This window comes from Homoserinimonas sp. A447 (assembly GCF_054489325.1).
In genome coordinates, this window is record NZ_JBTMWW010000001.1 from 2,101,061 (window position 1) to 2,114,198 (window position 13,138).

The 13,138-nt window shown below is 62.7% G+C and carries 23 protein-coding genes; all 23 read right to left on the reverse strand.

Annotated features, from left to right (window positions below; translation table 11 throughout):
• Nucleotides 1-16: 16 nt before the first annotated feature.
• On the reverse strand, nucleotides 17-613 hold the full coding sequence (rplQ, locus tag ACX3O0_RS10260) for a 50S ribosomal protein L17 (RefSeq protein WP_459107648.1): 597 nt from the start codon (nucleotides 611-613) through the stop codon (nucleotides 17-19).
• 51 nt (nucleotides 614-664) lie between these two features.
• Nucleotides 665-1,657, reverse strand: a complete 993-nt coding sequence (locus tag ACX3O0_RS10265) for a DNA-directed RNA polymerase subunit alpha (protein ID WP_459088534.1) — start codon at nucleotides 1,655-1,657, stop codon at nucleotides 665-667.
• A 222-nt stretch (nucleotides 1,658-1,879) separates the two neighbouring features.
• Nucleotides 1,880-2,278 (reverse strand): 30S ribosomal protein S11, encoded by a 399-nt coding sequence (gene rpsK, locus ACX3O0_RS10270; protein WP_141880968.1) that lies wholly within the window; start codon nucleotides 2,276-2,278, stop codon nucleotides 1,880-1,882.
• Between the two features lie 45 nt (nucleotides 2,279-2,323).
• On the reverse strand, nucleotides 2,324-2,698 hold the full coding sequence (gene rpsM / locus ACX3O0_RS10275) for a 30S ribosomal protein S13 (protein ID WP_459088537.1): 375 nt from the start codon (nucleotides 2,696-2,698) through the stop codon (nucleotides 2,324-2,326).
• A gap of 207 nt (nucleotides 2,699-2,905) precedes the next feature.
• The gene (rpmJ, locus tag ACX3O0_RS10280) at nucleotides 2,906-3,022 is read right to left on the reverse strand and encodes a 50S ribosomal protein L36 (protein ID WP_459088539.1); all 117 of its coding nucleotides are present in this window, start codon (nucleotides 3,020-3,022) and stop codon (nucleotides 2,906-2,908) included.
• A gap of 80 nt (nucleotides 3,023-3,102) precedes the next feature.
• Nucleotides 3,103-3,324 carry a translation initiation factor IF-1 gene (gene infA / locus ACX3O0_RS10285; protein WP_022883252.1) on the reverse strand — a complete coding sequence of 74 codons (222 nt, stop codon included), beginning with the start codon at nucleotides 3,322-3,324 and terminating at the stop codon, nucleotides 3,103-3,105.
• A gap of 197 nt (nucleotides 3,325-3,521) precedes the next feature.
• Nucleotides 3,522-4,370, reverse strand: a complete 849-nt coding sequence (gene map, locus ACX3O0_RS10290; protein ID WP_459107649.1) for a type I methionyl aminopeptidase — start codon at nucleotides 4,368-4,370, stop codon at nucleotides 3,522-3,524.
• A gap of 14 nt (nucleotides 4,371-4,384) precedes the next feature.
• Complete coding sequence (locus ACX3O0_RS10295; RefSeq protein WP_459088549.1) at nucleotides 4,385-4,984, reverse strand: adenylate kinase; 600 nt, start codon at nucleotides 4,982-4,984, stop codon at nucleotides 4,385-4,387.
• Nucleotides 4,981-6,303: a preprotein translocase subunit SecY gene (gene secY / locus ACX3O0_RS10300; RefSeq protein ID WP_459088551.1), complete on the reverse strand. Its 1,323-nt coding sequence runs from the start codon at nucleotides 6,301-6,303 to the stop codon at nucleotides 4,981-4,983. The genes ACX3O0_RS10295 and secY overlap by 4 nt, the downstream gene beginning before the upstream one ends.
• Before the next feature lie 63 nt (nucleotides 6,304-6,366).
• Entirely contained in the window at nucleotides 6,367-7,212 is an 846-nt protein-coding gene (gene rplO / locus ACX3O0_RS10305; protein ID WP_459107650.1) for a 50S ribosomal protein L15, read from the reverse strand.
• Complete coding sequence (gene rpmD, locus ACX3O0_RS10310; protein ID WP_459088555.1) at nucleotides 7,212-7,394, reverse strand: 50S ribosomal protein L30; 183 nt, start codon at nucleotides 7,392-7,394, stop codon at nucleotides 7,212-7,214. Before rpmD ends, rplO begins: the two co-directional genes overlap by 1 nt.
• Nucleotides 7,394-8,107, reverse strand: a complete 714-nt coding sequence (gene rpsE / locus ACX3O0_RS10315; RefSeq protein ID WP_459088557.1) for a 30S ribosomal protein S5 — start codon at nucleotides 8,105-8,107, stop codon at nucleotides 7,394-7,396. Before rpsE ends, rpmD begins: the two co-directional genes overlap by 1 nt.
• Nucleotides 8,104-8,475: a 50S ribosomal protein L18 gene (gene rplR, locus ACX3O0_RS10320; RefSeq protein ID WP_459088559.1), complete on the reverse strand. Its 372-nt coding sequence runs from the start codon at nucleotides 8,473-8,475 to the stop codon at nucleotides 8,104-8,106. The genes rpsE and rplR overlap by 4 nt, the downstream gene beginning before the upstream one ends.
• 2 nt (nucleotides 8,476-8,477) lie before the next feature.
• On the reverse strand, nucleotides 8,478-9,014 hold the full coding sequence (gene rplF / locus ACX3O0_RS10325) for a 50S ribosomal protein L6 (RefSeq protein WP_459107651.1): 537 nt from the start codon (nucleotides 9,012-9,014) through the stop codon (nucleotides 8,478-8,480).
• A 6-nt stretch (nucleotides 9,015-9,020) separates the two neighbouring features.
• Nucleotides 9,021-9,419, reverse strand: coding sequence for a 30S ribosomal protein S8 (gene rpsH / locus ACX3O0_RS10330; RefSeq protein ID WP_459088563.1), 399 nt, complete (start codon nucleotides 9,417-9,419; stop codon nucleotides 9,021-9,023).
• Nucleotides 9,420-9,501: 82 nt separating this feature from the next.
• Nucleotides 9,502-10,092, reverse strand: coding sequence for a 50S ribosomal protein L5 (gene rplE / locus ACX3O0_RS10335; RefSeq protein ID WP_459088565.1), 591 nt, complete (start codon nucleotides 10,090-10,092; stop codon nucleotides 9,502-9,504).
• A complete protein-coding gene (gene rplX, locus ACX3O0_RS10340) occupies nucleotides 10,092-10,451 on the reverse strand; it encodes a 50S ribosomal protein L24 (RefSeq protein ID WP_459088567.1) in 360 nt (119 codons plus the stop codon). Before rplX ends, rplE begins: the two co-directional genes overlap by 1 nt.
• Nucleotides 10,452-10,453: 2 nt before the next feature.
• A complete protein-coding gene (gene rplN / locus ACX3O0_RS10345) occupies nucleotides 10,454-10,822 on the reverse strand; it encodes a 50S ribosomal protein L14 (protein ID WP_459088569.1) in 369 nt (122 codons plus the stop codon).
• A 31-nt stretch (nucleotides 10,823-10,853) separates the two neighbouring features.
• Complete coding sequence (gene rpsQ, locus ACX3O0_RS10350) at nucleotides 10,854-11,162, reverse strand: 30S ribosomal protein S17 (protein WP_459088571.1); 309 nt, start codon at nucleotides 11,160-11,162, stop codon at nucleotides 10,854-10,856.
• Entirely contained in the window at nucleotides 11,162-11,521 is a 360-nt protein-coding gene (gene rpmC, locus ACX3O0_RS10355) for a 50S ribosomal protein L29 (protein ID WP_459088573.1), read from the reverse strand. The genes rpsQ and rpmC overlap by 1 nt, the downstream gene beginning before the upstream one ends.
• On the reverse strand, nucleotides 11,521-11,940 hold the full coding sequence (rplP, locus tag ACX3O0_RS10360; RefSeq protein ID WP_459088575.1) for a 50S ribosomal protein L16: 420 nt from the start codon (nucleotides 11,938-11,940) through the stop codon (nucleotides 11,521-11,523). The genes rpmC and rplP overlap by 1 nt, the downstream gene beginning before the upstream one ends.
• Before the next feature lie 2 nt (nucleotides 11,941-11,942).
• On the reverse strand, nucleotides 11,943-12,728 hold the full coding sequence (gene rpsC / locus ACX3O0_RS10365) for a 30S ribosomal protein S3 (protein WP_459088577.1): 786 nt from the start codon (nucleotides 12,726-12,728) through the stop codon (nucleotides 11,943-11,945).
• Nucleotides 12,728-13,126: a 50S ribosomal protein L22 gene (gene rplV, locus ACX3O0_RS10370; protein ID WP_459088579.1), complete on the reverse strand. Its 399-nt coding sequence runs from the start codon at nucleotides 13,124-13,126 to the stop codon at nucleotides 12,728-12,730. Before rplV ends, rpsC begins: the two co-directional genes overlap by 1 nt.
• Nucleotides 13,127-13,138 lie beyond the last annotated feature (12 nt).

Consider the following 13,138-nt stretch of genomic DNA (forward strand, 5'->3'; position numbering starts at 1 on the left):
CCAGAGTCTTAGTGGACTACTTCTTGCCCTGCCCCTGGACGGGAGGGTTCGCGCCCTGCGCTTCCTGTGCAGCAGCATCCGCAGCCTCGACCGAAGCCTCGTCAACCGGCTCAGCCGTGTTCTCGATGGGAACCTCGGTGGCCTCCGGCTCCGTGGTCACGTCATCCGCGACCTCGGCAACAGTCTCCTCGACAGGAGCGGCCTTCGCCGGCTTCTCCGCCTTGGTGGTCGCCTTCGCCTTCGGCTTGGCGTTGACCGGCTCGAGAACGAGCTCCATCTGCACCATCGACGCGTTGTCGCCCTTGCGGAAGCCGAGCTTCGTGATGCGGGTGTAGCCGCCCTGGCGGTCAGCGACCAGCGGCGCGATCTCGGTGAAGAGTTCGTGCACGACAGTCTTGTCGCTGATCATACCGAGTACGCGGCGGCGCGAGTGCAGGTCTCCGCGCTTGGCGAAGGTGATCATTCGCTCGGCGACCGGGCGCAGGCGCTTGGCACGCATCTCGGTGGTCTTGATCGACTTGTGGGTGAACAGCGATGCGGCGAGGTTGCGCAGCATCAGGCGTTCGTGGGCCGGGCCTCCTCCGAGGCGGGCACCCTTTGTGGGCTTTGGCATTTTCTAAATCTCCAGAATCAAAGTGGTCTCAGCCAGTCGCGAGCGACGGACCTAGTTGCTCTCGTCGGCGTCGTCGTAGCTGTAGAAGTGCGCGCCATCGAACCCGGGAACGGTGTCCTTCAGCGACAGGCCCATCTCCACCAGCTTGTCCTTCACCTCATCCACCGACTTCTGACCGAAGTTGCGGATGTTCATGAGCTGCGTCTCCGAGAGGGCGACCAGTTCACTGACGTTGTTGATGCCCTCGCGCTTGAGGCAGTTGTAGCTGCGCACAGAGAGGTCGAGGTCTTCGATCGGCATGCTGAGCTCGGTGGAGAGAACAGCATCGACCGGAGCCGGGCCGATCTCGATACCTTCAGCTGCCGAGTTGAGCTCGCGCGCCAGGCCGAACAGCTCGACCAGGGTCTTGCCGGCGGATGCGATCGCGTCGCGAGGGGTGATCGCCGACTTGGTCTCGACATCCACCACCAGGCGGTCGAAGTCGGTGCGCTCACCGGCACGAGTCGCCTCGACGCGGTAGGTCACCTTCAGCACGGGCGAGTAGATCGAGTCGATCGGAACCTGGCCGGCCTCGCTGTACTCGTTGCGGTTCTGCGTCGCCGACACGTAGCCGCGGCCACGCTCGATGGTCAGCTCGAGCTCGAACTTCGCCTTGTCGTTCAGGGTGGCGATGAGCAGTTCCGGGTTGTGGATCTCAACACCCGCCGGAGCCGAGATGTCGGCTGCGGTGACCTGCCCTGCACCCTGCTTGCGCAGGTAGGCGGTGATCGGCTCGTCGTGCTCGCTTGAGACGACCAGGCCCTTGATGTTCAGGATGATCTCGGTGACGTCCTCTTTCACGCCTGCGATGGTGCTGAACTCGTGGAGCACGCCGTCGATGCGGATGCTGGTGACAGCGGCTCCGGGGATCGACGACAGGAGGGTGCGACGGAGGGAGTTTCCGAGGGTGTAACCGAATCCGGGTTCCAGCGGTTCGATGATGAACCGTGAACGGAACTCGGAGATGTTCTCTTCGGTCAGGGTGGGACGCTGTGCAATGAGCACGTGTATTCCTTTCGGCAAAGTGTCCGCTATTTGACACTTAGGCGTTTCAACGGGTGGCTGGCCCGCTGGTATTCATGTTGAGTTGTGGTCGAAATCTGTGGATTGAGTAGGGCCGCCAGGCCCGTATCGAAACCTCGGTACGACTTGCTCGAACCCGGTGTCTCGATACGCTCGCTGGCGCTCGCTACTCGACCCGCAGAGGGGTCTGCGCCTGACGGCGCCTTAGACCCTTCTGCGCTTCGGCGGGCGGCAACCGTTGTGCGCCTGCGGGGTGACGTCGTTGATCGAGCCGACCTCGAGGCCTGCTGCCTGAAGTGAACGGATCGCCGTCTCGCGACCTGAACCCGGTCCCTTGACGAAGACATCGACCTTCTTGACGCCGTGCTCCTGCGCCTGGCGTGCAGCGGACTCAGCCGACATCTGCGCGGCGTACGGGGTGGACTTGCGCGAGCCCTTGAAGCCGACGACGCCGGATGACGACCAGCTCAGGACCGCACCGGTCGGGTCGGTGATGGTGACGATCGTGTTGTTGAAGGTCGACTTGATGTGGGCCTGGCCCACGGCGACGTTCTTCTTTTCCTTGCGACGCGGCTTACGAGCGGCCGATTTTGGTGCTGCCAATGTTCTCTCCTAAGACTGTGTTTGGCGATGCGAGCCGAATGGCTGCTATCGGGCCTTCTTCTTGCCGGCGACGGTGCGCTTCGGACCCTTGCGGGTGCGAGCGTTGGTCTTGGTGCGCTGTCCGTGCACGGGCAGGCCGCGACGGTGACGGATGCCCTGGTAGCTTCCGATCTCGACCTTGCGGCGGATGTCGGCAGCGACCTCACGGCGAAGGTCACCCTCAACCTTGTAGTTGCCCTCGATGTAATCGCGAAGGGCAATCAGCTGTTCGTCGGTGAGATCCTTGACGCGGATCTCGCCGCTGATTCCGGTGTCCGCAAGCGCTTTGAGCGACTTCGTGCGGCCAACACCGTAGATGTAGGTAAGTGCGACTTCGACGCGCTTATCGCGCGGGATGTCTACTCCTGCTAGACGAGCCATGATGGCTTCTCCTCAAATGATGAGTGGAGGTCTGTCACAACACCGGTACACCGGCCTCCAACCGATGGTGTCCGTTCCGCTGGCGGAACTTCTGGTGTTGCTTTCTGTATTTTCTGTATTCAGTTGTCTTTCGCTGAACGAGCTTGTCGAGATCTCACTGACGAGCTACTCGTCGCCGAGGTCTCGACAAGCTCGACCAGCCGGCAGCTAACCCTGACGCTGCTTGTGGCGGGCGTTGGACTTGCAGATGACCATGACGACGCCGTTGCGACGAATCACCTTGCAGTGCTCGCAGATCGGCTTGACGCTGGGGTTGACCTTCATTGTGTTTCCTTGATTTTCGCTGTCTTCGTACCCGCAGTGTGCTGCGGGCCGTTACTTTCCAGCAGGCGCTTGTTACGGCACTACTTGTAGCGGTAGACGATCCGACCCCTGGTCAGGTCGTATGGGCTCAGTTCCACGATCACACGGTCTTCGGGCAGGATGCGGATGTAGTGCTGCCGCATCTTCCCCGAAATGTGAGCAAGAACTTTATGGCCGTTCGTCAACTCAACGCGAAACATCGCGTTGGGCAGAGCTTCAACTACTGCGCCCTCGATCTCGATGACACCGTCTTTTTTGGCCATAACCTTTTCATCGCTAAATGTATTGTTTGCTGGTCGTGCGTTGGATTGTGGTGTCGAGCCCGGTCACCCGGGAAGTGGCTCGCAGAAACGGCCATAAGACACCAAGGGACAATCCTAGGCTATTCTGCGGCGTTTCGCGAATTCGATCCGCACCCCTGTGGGTTGAGTAGGCCGCCCGCGGCCGTATCGAAACCTGCCTAGGGAATGGGAACCGGGATCACGCCGAGGGGCGCGAGCTCGGACGCGCCACCGTCGTGTGAGGTCAGCACCCAGATGCCGTCGGCGTGCACCGCAACCGAGTGCTCCCAGTGGGAGGCCGATGTTCCGTCGCTGGTCGCCACCGTCCAGTCGTCTTCCCGGGTGAACGTGTCGATGCCACCCAGGGTGACCATCGGCTCGATCGCGACGGCCAGTCCGGGCTTCACTGCCGGACCCCGCTCGCGCACGCGATAGTTGAACACCGGCGGTGCTTCGTGCATCGACCGGCCGATGCCGTGGCCGACGTAGTCCTCCAGGATGCCGAAGACCGTTCCGTCTGCACGGGACGGGTGCGACTCGATGTACTCCTCGATCGCGTCCCCGACTTCGTTCAGGTGACGCGCCTGTGCCAGGGCAGCGATCCCCCGCCACAGTGAACCCTCGGTCACTTCGGACAGAAGCTCCCGTTGCGCGACCAGTTCCGGGCGGTTGGCATCGGGAAGAACCACGGTGAATGCGGCGTCGCCGTTCCAGCCGTCCACCTGCGCACCGCAGTCGATGGACACGATGTCGCCGGGCTGGAGAACGCGGTCGCCAGGAATTCCGTGCACCACGTCCTCATTGACGGATGCACAGACCGTGTGCCGGTAACCGGGCACCAGCGCGAAGTTCGGCTCTCCCCCGCCATCACGAATGACCTTCTCGGCAATGGCATCCAGTTCACCCGTGGTGACACCGGGACGGATCGCTGCACGAACCGCGTCCAGCGCCTGAGCGGTGAGCAGGCCGGGGGCGACCATCAGCCGAAGCTGGGCCGGTGACTTGTAAATGCTCTTGCGCAGGCTCACAGGGATAGCTCGGCCTACTGGGCTTCCCGGGCGACCGGGTGAACTCCACGAGCGGCGAGGGCGACGGCGATGCGCTGGCTCACGTCGTCGATCTCCCCCAGGCCGTCGACCTCGATAAGCAGGTCGCGGTCGCGATAGACGGCGATCAGCGGCATGGTCTCGCGGGCGTAGACGTCCTGGCGGTGGCGGATCGCCTCTTCCGAGTCGTCGACCCGGCCCTGTTCGATCGCGCGGCGGCGCAGGCGGGCGACCACGGCATCCGTGTCTGCAACCAACTGGATCACCGCATCGAGGCTTTGTCCCTTGGCGGCCAGCAGTCGGTCGAGAAACCCCACCTGATCGAGGGTGCGCGGGTAGCCGTCGAGCAGGAACCCGTCACGGGCATCCTCTTCGTCCAGGCGGCTGCTGACCAGGGCGTTGGTCAGGCTGTCTGGAACGTAGTCGCCGGCGTCGACGATGGCCTTGACCTCGACACCGAGCGGCGTTTCGTTCTTGATGTTGTAGCGGAAGATGTCACCGGTGGCGATGGCCGGAATGCCGTAGTTCTCCGTGAGCCGTGCCGCCTGGGTTCCCTTACCTGCGCCGGGTGGCCCGACAATCAACAGCCGGCTCAACGAAGGAGTCCCTCGTAGTGGCGTTGCTGGAGCTGGGAGTCGATCTGTTTCACCGTCTCAAGTCCGACACCGACGATGATCAGGATGCTGGCTCCACCGAACGGGAAGTTCATGTTGGCGCCGACCATCGCAAGTGCGAACAGTGGGATCAGGGCGACGATACCGAGGTACAGCGAGCCTGGAAGGGTGATGCGGGTCAGCACATAGTCGAGGTACTCGGCGGTCGGACGACCCGCACGGATGCCCGGAATGAATCCGCCGTACTTCTTCATGTTGTCTGCCACTTCCTCCGGGTTGAAGGTGATGGCGACGTAGAAGTAGGTGAAGCCGACGTTGAGCAGGAAGTAGACGAGCATATACAGCGCGCTGTCGCCCGAGGTCAGGTTCTCGGTGACCCAGGTGACCCACGGCGCCGGAAGCTCACCGGTTGCCGGCTGGTTGAACTGGGCAACCAGTGCGGGCAGGTAGAGCAGCGACGAGGCGAAGATGACCGGGATGACGCCGGCCATGTTGACCTTGATCGGGATGTAGGTGTTGTTGCCACCGTAGGTACGTCGGCCGACCATCCGCTTCGCGTATTGCACCGGAATGCGGCGCTGCGACTGCTCGACGAAGACGACGGCGAACATGATCCCGATTCCCACGGCGAGCACCATGAGGAAGGTCTCGAAGTTGCGCGACTCCGCGATTCCCCAGAGGGCGGTCGGGAAGGTTGCGGCGATCGAGATGAAGATCAGCAGCGACATGCCGTTGCCGATGCCGCGCTCGGTGATGAGCTCGCCCATCCACATGATGAGGCCGGTTCCCGCGGTCATGGTGATGACCATGAGCAGGATGGCGTACCAGGCCTCGTTGGTGATGAGTGCGGAACACTCGGCTGCACCGGATGCCCCGAACAGCGTTCCGCTGCGGGCGACGGTGACCAGGGTGGTCGACTGGAGCACCGCGAGTGCGATGGTCAGGTAGCGCGTGTACTGGGTCAGGGTGGACTGGCCGGCCTGACCTTCCTTGTACAGGGCGTCGAAGTGTGGGATGACCACGCGCAGCAGTTGCACGATGATCGACGCGGTGATGTAGGGCATGATGCCCAGCGCGAAGACGGAGAGCTGCAGGAGCGCGCCGCCGCTGAAGAGGTTTACCAGCTCATAGAGGCCGGATGCGCCCTGTCCGCCAGCGAGGCACGACTGCACGTTGCCGTAGTCGATGAACGGCGTGGGGATGAAGGACCCCAGCCGGAACAACGCGATGATGCCGATCGTGAAGCCGATTTTGCGGCGAAGATCGGGCGTGCGAAAAATACGCGCGATTGCTCTGAACACGAGGCCTCCTGGTGTATTTCGGGTGAGCCAACCGGGTGGCCCTCTGCAGGGCCACCCGAACGACTACTTGACGGAGCCGCCCGCTGCGACGATCTTCGACTCAGCTGAGCCGGAGACCTTGTCTACTGCAACGTTCAGCTTAACCGCAATCTCACCCGAGCCAAGAACCTTGACCTTTTCGTTCTTGCGAACCGCACCCTTGGCGACCAGGTCGCTGACGGTGACGTCGCCACCGGAGGGGTAGAGCTCGCCGAGCTTCTCGAGATTGACGACCTGGTACTCGACGCGGAACGGGTTCTTGAACCCGCGCAGCTTCGGGGTACGCATGTGCAGCGGCATCTGGCCACCCTCGAACCCGATACGCACCTGGTAGCGGGCCTTGGTTCCCTTGGTTCCACGGCCGGCAGTCTTGCCCTTGGACGCTTCACCACGGCCAACACGCGTCTTAGCGGTCTTGGCACCAGGCGCCGGACGCAGGTGGTGCATCTTCAGCACCTGGGGGCGAGCTTCGACCTCGTCCTTGGGTGCCTTCTTAGCAGCAGCCTTGGGCGCAGCAGCCTTGGCGGGAGCCTTCGTCTCCGACTTGGACTCACTCGCCTTGGACTCGCTTGCCTTGGTCTCAGCCTTTGCGGCAGTCGACTTGGCAGCGGGTGCCTTGGTCTCCGACTTGGCAGCAGCAGCCTTCGCCGGTGCCTTCGTCTCGGACTTCGCGGCAGCAGCCTTCGCTGGAGCCTTCGTTTCAGACTTGGCGGCGGCAGCCTTTGCCGGAGCCTTCTTCGGGGCATCCGTCTTCGCTGCAGCGGCCTTGGCCGGAGCCTTGGACTTGGCGGCCGCAGCCTTCGCTGGAGCCTTCTTCGGGGCATCCGCCTTCTCGGCGGTCGCCTTCGTTGGCTTCTTTTCGTCAGCCATTAGTCAATCTCCTCGACCTTCACCAGGTGAGCGACCGTGTTGACGTACCCGCGGTTCTGCGAGTTGTCTTCCCTGACGACGGAATCGCCGATGCGCTTGAGTCCCAAGCTGCGCAGGGTGTCGCGCTGGTTTTGCTTTTCACTGATTTTGGACTTGATCTGGGTTACCTTCAGGCGAGCCATCAGATACCTGCCTTCGCTGTGGCGTCGGCCTTGGCCGTCGCGGCCTGGATGCGCAGGATCTGCTCCGGAACGACATCCTCGATCGGAAGACCACGGCGGGCAGCAACTGCGGACGGCTCTTCGAGCGCCTTCAATGCGGTGACCGTGGCGTGAACGATGTTGATCGTGTTGGAAGAACCAAGCGACTTGCTCAGCACGTCGTGGATTCCGGCGCACTCGAGTACGGCGCGAACCGGACCACCGGCGATAACACCGGTACCGGCAGCAGCCGGGCGAAGGAGGACGACGCCTGCAGCGGCCTCACCCTGCACCGGGTGCGGGATGGACTTGCCGACGCGGGGAACGCGGAAGAAGTTCTTCTTCGCCTCTTCGACGCCCTTCGAGATCGCGGTAGGCACTTCACGTGCCTTGCCGTAGCCAACGCCGACCATGCCGTTACCGTCACCGACGACCACGAGGGCGGTGAAGCTGAAGCGACGACCACCCTTCACGACCTTGGAGACGCGGTTGATGGTCACAACGCGTTCGAGGAACTGGCTCTTGTCAGAGTCGCGGCTCCCACGCTGCTGGTTCGGGTTGCGCTCGCGTCCACCACGACGGGCCTCACGAGGCTCGTTCTTGGCGGGCTCGGTCGCTGCGGCGGTTTCCACCGGCGCTACGACTTCAGCAACTTCAGCCACAGCCTTCTCCTTGTTAGTTGTTTCGTCGCTCACAGGTTCAATCCACCCTCTCGAGCTCCCTCGGCGATCGCCGCAACGCGTCCTGCGTAACGGCTACCACCACGGTCAAATACGACGTCGGCTACGCCGGCGGCCTTGGCGCGCTCGGCGACGAGCTCGCCCACCTTGCGTGCCTTTGCGGTCTTGTCGCCGTCGAGTCCGCGCAGGTCGGTCTCCATGGTCGACGCCGACGCGAGGGTGTGTCCCTTGCTGTCATCGACGACCTGCACGAAGACGTGACGAGCCGAGCGGGTGACGACCAGGCGCGGACGCGCCTCGGTGCCGACAACCTTCTTGCGAAGGCGTGCGTGCCTGCGAGCCTTGGCAGCAGACTTGCTCTTACCTCTAGTTCCGAGAGCCATGATTATTTACCACTCTTTCCGGCCTTGCGGCGGACTACCTCGCCTGCATAGCGAACGCCCTTGCCCTTGTAGGGCTCTGGCTTGCGCAGCTTGCGAATGTTTGCGGCGGCCTCTCCGACAGCCTGCTTGTCGATGCCGTGCATCGTCAGCTTGGTGTTGCCTTCAACGGCAAAGGAGATGCCTGCGGGGGGATCGACCGTGATCGAGTGGGAGAAGCCGAGGGCGAACTCGAGCGAGTTGCCCTTCGCCGCCACGCGATAACCGGTTCCGACGATCTCGAGGCCCTTGGAATAGCCCTCGGTGACACCGATGATCTGGTTGTGGATCAGGGTGCGGGTCAGACCGTGCAGCGAACGCGATTCGCGCTCATCGTCCGGGCGGGTGACCAGAACCTGGCTGTCCTCGACCTTCACCTCGATGGGGCTTGCGACGGTGAGCGACAGCTCACCCTTCGGGCCCTTGACGGTGACGGCTGAACCGTCAACCTTGATGTCGACACCAGCCGGGATGTCGATCGGAAGTCTTCCAATACGTGACATGACGGATTACCACACGTAGGCGAGGACTTCCCCACCCACGCCCTTCTTAGAGGCCTGGCGGTCCGTGAGGAGGCCAGACGAGGTCGAGAGGATAGCGACGCCGAGTCCACCGAGAACGCGGGGGATCTCCGTCGACTTTGCGTAGACGCGAAGGCCGGGCTTCGAAACGCGCTTGATGCCCGCAATGGAGCGCTCGCGGTTCGGGCCGTACTTCAGGTCGATGGTGAGCGTGGTGCCAACGCGGGCATCCTCAACCTTCCAGTCGCCGATGTAACCCTCAGACTTGAGGATCTGGGCGATGTGGGACTTGAGCTTGCTGTTCGGCATCGACACGGTCTCGTGGTACGCCGAATTCGCGTTGCGCAGTCTGGTCAGCAAGTCTGCGACCGGATCTGTCATTGTCATGTGGTTTGTTTCCTAATCTCGATTGGTTTCGACATCCGGTGCACGAATGCCGACCTGGTCGATCGGTGGAGCGTTGGTAATGCTAGGGAGTGTTCTCTGCGTTGCGGAACGGGAAGCCGAGCGCCTTGAGCAGCGCGCGTCCTTCCGCGTCGTTCTTCGCGGTGGTCACGATTGTGATGTCGAAGCCGCGCACGCGGTCGATCTTGTCCTGGTCGATCTCGTGGAACATCGACTGCTCGTTGAGGCCGAAGGTGTAGTTGCCGTGGCCATCGAACTGCTTGTCGCTCAAGCCCCGGAAGTCACGGATACGCGGAAGCGCGAGCGTGATCAGGCGGTCGAGGAACTCCCAGGCGCGGTCGCCGCGAAGCGTGACGTGTGCGCCGATCGGCTGGCCCTCACGCAGCTTGAACTGGGCGATCGACTTGCGAGCAGCAGTGACCTGCGGCTTCTGGCCGGTGATCGCGGTGAGGTCCTTGACGGCGCCATCGATGATCTTGCCGTCGCGGGCAGCCTCACCGACACCGGTGTTCACGACAACCTTGACGATGCCGGGCACCTGGTGCACGTTGGTGAACTCGAAGTCCTTCTTCAGTTGTGCCGCAATCTCGTTGCGGTACTTCAGCTTGAGGCGCGGCTGGATTTTGCCAGTCGTCACAGTTGCTGTGTCAGTCATTACAGGTCCTTACCTGACTTCTTGGCGTAGCGGACGCGGACGGTCTTGGAAACGCCGTCCTTCTCCACTACCTCGTTGCGGAAGCCGACGCGGGTCGGCTTCTTGGTCTCTGGGTCAACCAGGGCGACATTGGAGATGTGAACGGGAGCCTCGAACGTCTCGATGCCACCGGTCTTCGTGCCCCGCTGCGACTGGCCGACACGGCTGTGCTTGGTGACGTAGTTGATGCCCTCGACGATGACCTTGTTCTTGTCAACAAACACCTCGAGCACACGGCCCTGCTTGCCTCGGTCGCCACCGCGAGCCTGGCTGCGGCCGCTGATCAGCTGGACGACGTCGCCCTTCTTGATGTTCGCCATGACTAAATAACCTCCGGTGCCAGCGAGATGATCTTCATGAACTTCTTGTCACGGAGTTCACGACCGACCGGCCCGAAGATGCGGGTGCCACGGGGGTCACCGTCGCCCTTCAGGATGACCGCTGCATTCTCGTCAAACTTGATGTATGAGCCGTCGGGACGACGGGTCTCTTTCTTGGTCCGAACGATGACAGCCTTGACGATGTCACCCTTCTTCACGTTGCCGCCCGGGATGGCGTCCTTCACCGTGGCGACGATGACGTCACCCAAACCGGCATAGCGACGGCCGGAGCCGCCGAGAACGCGAATCGTGAGCAGCGTCTTGGCGCCGGTGTTGTCGGCGACCTTGACTCTGGATTCCTGCTGAAGCATCTCTTCTACCTTTCAGAGCAAGCCCGGGGGCTTACTTGGCCTTCTCGAGAATTTCGACGAGGCGCCAACGCTTTGATGCACTCAGCGGGCGGGTCTCACTGATGACAACCAGGTCGCCGATGCCGGCCGAGTTGGTCTCGTCGTGCACCTTGCGCTTCTCGGTGCGGCGGATGACCTTGCCGTACAGCGGGTGCTTCACGCGGTCCTCGACCTCGACGACGATGGTCTTGTCCATCTTGTCGCTGACGACGTAACCACGCTCGGTCTTGCGGTAGCCGCGGACGAGCTTGGCTTCGTCGGCGACTGGTGCTGCGGTCTTCGCAGTATCGGTCTTAGCCATTACTTGGCCTCCTCGGTCTTTGTCGCGGAATCGTTGCTCGCCGCGGTCTCGGCAGGCTCGACCTCCGACGCTGGAGCGTCGGACGCCTTGGCCTTGGTCTTCTTGGTGGCCTTCGGAGTGGCTTCAATCGGCGCGGGCGTCGCCCGGATGCCCAGCTCGCGCTCACGGATGACCGTGTAGATGCGGGCGATGTCGCGCTTGACAGCGCGCAGGCGTCCGTGGCTCTCCAGCTGGCCGGTGGCCGACTGGAAGCGCAGGTTGAAGAGTTCCTCTTTGGCCTTCTTCAGTTCGTCGACGAGTCGATCGTCTTCAAAAGTGTCGAGTTCGTCTGGTGCGAGCTCCTTGGATCCGATCGCCATTATGCGTCGCCCTCCTCGCGCTTGATGATGCGCGCCTTCAATGGAAGCTTGTGGATGGCACGGGTGAGTGCCTCGCGGGCGACCGTCTCGTCAACGCCGGCGAGCTCGAAGAGCACGCGACCCGGCTTGACGTTGGCGATCCACCACTCGGGCGAACCCTTACCGGAACCCATGCGGGTTTCGGCAGGCTTCTTGGTCAGCGGGCGGTCGGGGTAGATGTTGATCCACACCTTTCCACCACGCTTGATGTGACGTGTCATGGCGATACGAGCTGCCTCGATCTGCCGGTTCGTCACATAGGCGGGGGTGATGGCCTGGATGCCATACTCACCGAACGACACCTTCGTGCCACCGGTCGCGTGACCGGTACGGCTCGGGTGGTGCTGCTTGCGGTGCTTGACCTTACGTGGAATCAACATGACTAGCCCTCTGCTCCTACTGCTGCTACTGGAGCGGCTTCGGCCTTAGGCGCGGCACCTGCACCGGCACCCCGACGGGGACGGTCGTCGCCACCGCGACGCTCAGGGCGCGAAGACTTGGCGTTAGCCTGCTCGCGAGCAAGTTCCTTGTTGGTGATGTCGCCCTTGTAGATCCAGACCTTGACACCGATGCGTCCGAACGTCGTGCGGGCCTCGTAGAAGCCGTAGTCGATGTTGGCGCGCAGCGTGTGCAGCGGAACCCGACCCTCACGGTAGAACTCGGAACGGCTCATCTCCGCGCCGCCGAGGCGACCGGAGACCTGGATGCGAACGCCCTTGGCGCCGGCACGCTGGGCGCCCTGCAGACCCTTGCGCATTGCGCGGCGGAACGCCACACGAGCGGAAAGCTGCTCGGCGATCCCCTGCGCGACCAGCTGAGCCTCAGCCTCGGGGTTCTTCACCTCGAGGATGTTCAGCTGGATCTGCTTGGAGGTCAGCTTCTCGAGGTCGGTGCGGATGCGCTCAGCCTCGGCTCCACGACGACCGATCACGATGCCCGGACGGGCGGTGTGAATGTCGACACGGACGCGGTCGCGGGTGCGCTCGATCTCGATACGCGCCACGCCGGCGCGGTCAAGGGATGTCTTCAGCATCTCGCGGATACGGACATCCTCTGCCACGTAGTCGCTGTAACGCTGACCGACCTTGGTGCTGTCGGAGAACCAGCGCGACGCGTGGTCGGTGGTGATTCCCAGACGGAAACCGTAGGGATTTACTTTCTGGCCCATTACTTCTTTCCTGCCTTCGCAGTCGTCTTCTGGGGGGCGTCGGTCTCATCAGGCGTGGCCAGGACCACGGTGATGTGGCTGGTGCGCTTGAGGATCTGGAACGCACGGCCCTGAGCACGCGGCTGGAACCGCTTCAGGGTCGTACCCTCGTCGACGTATGCGGATGAGACGAACAGGTCCTGCTCATCCAGGAAGGTGTTAGCGGCATCCGCCTTGACTCGCGCATTGGCGATGGCTGATGCGACCAGCTTGTACACCGGCTCGCTCGCACCCTGCGGGGCGAACTTCAGGATGGCCAGGGCCTCCTGAGCCTGCTTGCCGCGGATCATGTTGACAACGCGACGAGCCTTCATGGGGGTCACGCGGATGTGTCGCACGCGTGCGATCGACTCCACCATTTCTCTACCTCC

Coding starts and splice junctions, on each gene's coding strand:
- rplQ (WP_459107648.1), bottom strand. CDS start 613: ATGCCAAAGCCCACAAAGGGTGCCCGCCTCGGAGGAGGCCCGGCCCAC.
- rpsM (WP_459088537.1), bottom strand. CDS start 2,698: ATGGCTCGTCTAGCAGGAGTAGACATCCCGCGCGATAAGCGCGTCGAA.
- rpmJ (WP_459088539.1), bottom strand. CDS start 3,022: ATGAAGGTCAACCCCAGCGTCAAGCCGATCTGCGAGCACTGCAAGGTG.
- infA (WP_022883252.1), bottom strand. CDS start 3,324: ATGGCCAAAAAAGACGGTGTCATCGAGATCGAGGGCGCAGTAGTTGAA.
- rplO (WP_459107650.1), bottom strand. CDS start 7,212: ATGGCTGACGAAAAGAAGCCAACGAAGGCGACCGCCGAGAAGGCGGAT.
- rpmD (WP_459088555.1), bottom strand. CDS start 7,394: ATGGCTCGCCTGAAGGTAACCCAGATCAAGTCCAAAATCAGTGAAAAG.
- rplR (WP_459088559.1), bottom strand. CDS start 8,475: ATGGCTCTCGGAACTAGAGGTAAGAGCAAGTCTGCTGCCAAGGCTCGC.
- rplF (WP_459107651.1), bottom strand. CDS start 9,014: ATGTCACGTATTGGAAGACTTCCGATCGACATCCCGGCTGGTGTCGAC.
- rpsH (WP_459088563.1), bottom strand. CDS start 9,419: ATGACAATGACAGATCCGGTCGCAGACTTGCTGACCAGACTGCGCAAC.
- rplE (WP_459088565.1), bottom strand. CDS start 10,092: ATGACTGACACAGCAACTGTGACGACTGGCAAAATCCAGCCGCGCCTC.
- rplX (WP_459088567.1), bottom strand. CDS start 10,451: ATGGCGAACATCAAGAAGGGCGACGTCGTCCAGCTGATCAGCGGCCGC.
- rplN (WP_459088569.1), bottom strand. CDS start 10,822: ATGCTTCAGCAGGAATCCAGAGTCAAGGTCGCCGACAACACCGGCGCC.
- rpsQ (WP_459088571.1), bottom strand. CDS start 11,162: ATGGCTAAGACCGATACTGCGAAGACCGCAGCACCAGTCGCCGACGAA.
- rpmC (WP_459088573.1), bottom strand. CDS start 11,521: ATGGCGATCGGATCCAAGGAGCTCGCACCAGACGAACTCGACACTTTT.
- rplP (WP_459088575.1), bottom strand. CDS start 11,940: ATGTTGATTCCACGTAAGGTCAAGCACCGCAAGCAGCACCACCCGAGC.
- rpsC (WP_459088577.1), bottom strand. CDS start 12,728: ATGGGCCAGAAAGTAAATCCCTACGGTTTCCGTCTGGGAATCACCACC.
- rplV (WP_459088579.1), bottom strand. CDS start 13,126: ATGGTGGAGTCGATCGCACGCGTGCGACACATCCGCGTGACCCCCATG.